This is a genomic window from Algibacter sp. 2305UL17-15 (genome assembly GCF_040720935.1).
Taxonomy (GTDB): Bacteria; Bacteroidota; Bacteroidia; order Flavobacteriales; family Flavobacteriaceae; genus Jejuia.
This window is the reverse complement of sequence record NZ_JBFDAE010000039.1, coordinates 1-1,371: the sequence shown is the minus strand read 5'-3', so window position 1 is coordinate 1,371 and position 1,371 is coordinate 1. Positions and strand designations below refer to the sequence as shown.

The 1,371-nt window shown below is 39.3% G+C and carries 2 protein-coding genes; both read right to left on the bottom strand.

Annotated features, from left to right (window positions below):
- The coding region (locus ABXQ82_RS18740; protein WP_367063333.1) for a transposase at nt 1-933 on the bottom strand (933 nt) is incomplete at its 3' end.
- A 19-nt stretch (nt 934-952) separates the two neighbouring features.
- On the bottom strand, nt 953-1,306 hold the full coding sequence (locus ABXQ82_RS18735) for a transposase family protein (protein ID WP_367063331.1): 354 nt from the start codon (nt 1,304-1,306) through the stop codon (nt 953-955).
- Between the last annotated feature and the right edge of the window lie 65 nt (nt 1,307-1,371).

Here is a 1,371-nt window from a genome sequence, read left to right as displayed (position 1 = left end):
CCTATAAAGGAAAAAATCTACGTTTCTCACACCTCTGAACTGTGCCCTAAAAGCTTTAATTTTTGCGTTGAAAGATTCTGCCGAGGCATTTGTGCTCTTATTATCAAAGTAGTTGAGTATATTTTTATAATGAATTGACATGGTTCTGGCGATCGTGTTGAAGCTTTTGAAAGCTGCCTGTCTTACTTTTTCATCCCATTTAGCCAATCGTATCAGTGCCGAAGTTTTATCCTCTGTGTTGTTAAATATCCAAGATAGGTTTTGGCACAATTTGTATGCTTTTTCTATATCAGGATAGTGCTTAAAGAGTATTTCGGCTCTTTTGGACTGGTTTTCAGTCCATTTATTGCTTGGTTTATAGAGCAGGTATCTACTTCTTGCCAGTAATTGTTTCAATGTATCTCCGTTTGATAGTACTTCTGGAATATATTTTATGTTTTTACTTCTAGCATCTTCTATGGAATTGTTTTCAATATCGATGGCTTCCCATCTGTGTTTGATTCTGATTTCCTGCAAAGCGTCCAATGCTAATTTCTGAACGTGAAAACGGTCTATGACCAAGGTGGCACTTGGGAATGATTTTTTAACGATAAGCCCCATGTTTCCTGCCATGTCCAGAGTCACTTCTTCAACTTTTCCTCTTTGTTTTACAGGGATTTTATGGAGTATTTTTATAACCGTTTCAGCTTTGGTCCCTTTGACCATGGCAACTATAGCGCCTTTCTTTCCTTTAGCATCTTTATTGGTTACAATGGTGTACAGTTCTCCGTTGCAAAAAGCGGTTTCGTCAAGGGATAGATGGCTTCCCAGGTTTTCGGCAAACAATAGCCAGTCCTGTGCATGCTCTTTTTGATCCCAGGACTTAAAATCGCTCAGGTGATCTTTGTACTGCCGTTGCAGTTTCTTGCCGTCAACTCCATAGAAAAACCCTATGGTATGGCAATCAGAAGCCTTAGTATCGACTAATTTCTTTTAAAAAAGCAGCGAACTCGGCGGTCATCCGTGTTCCCTGTGCTACTAAGTTCCAATCTCTCTGGACAACTTCATTTGTTGTTCTGTCAAGCCATCTGCGCCGCTTTACATGTAAATAGACCGTGTTTCCCCTGAGCGGAAAATCTTGAATGGTTATTTGCTTATGGAAACCATGTGCAATTAAAGTTCGGCTGGCTTCTTCTTTTGGTGCTACATTGCGCTCTTCGAAGCAAAGGTGCATGGCCTCACCGCTTTTAGTGCTATTGACTAAGTCAAAATGATTGATCAGAAATTCAGGTAAGATAAGTTTGAGTAAGTCTAGATAATTGTCCAAGGTTCTTTTTTTAAACAAAAATCGGAATCTTATTCCAATTCACACACAACTTTTTGACTTGATCC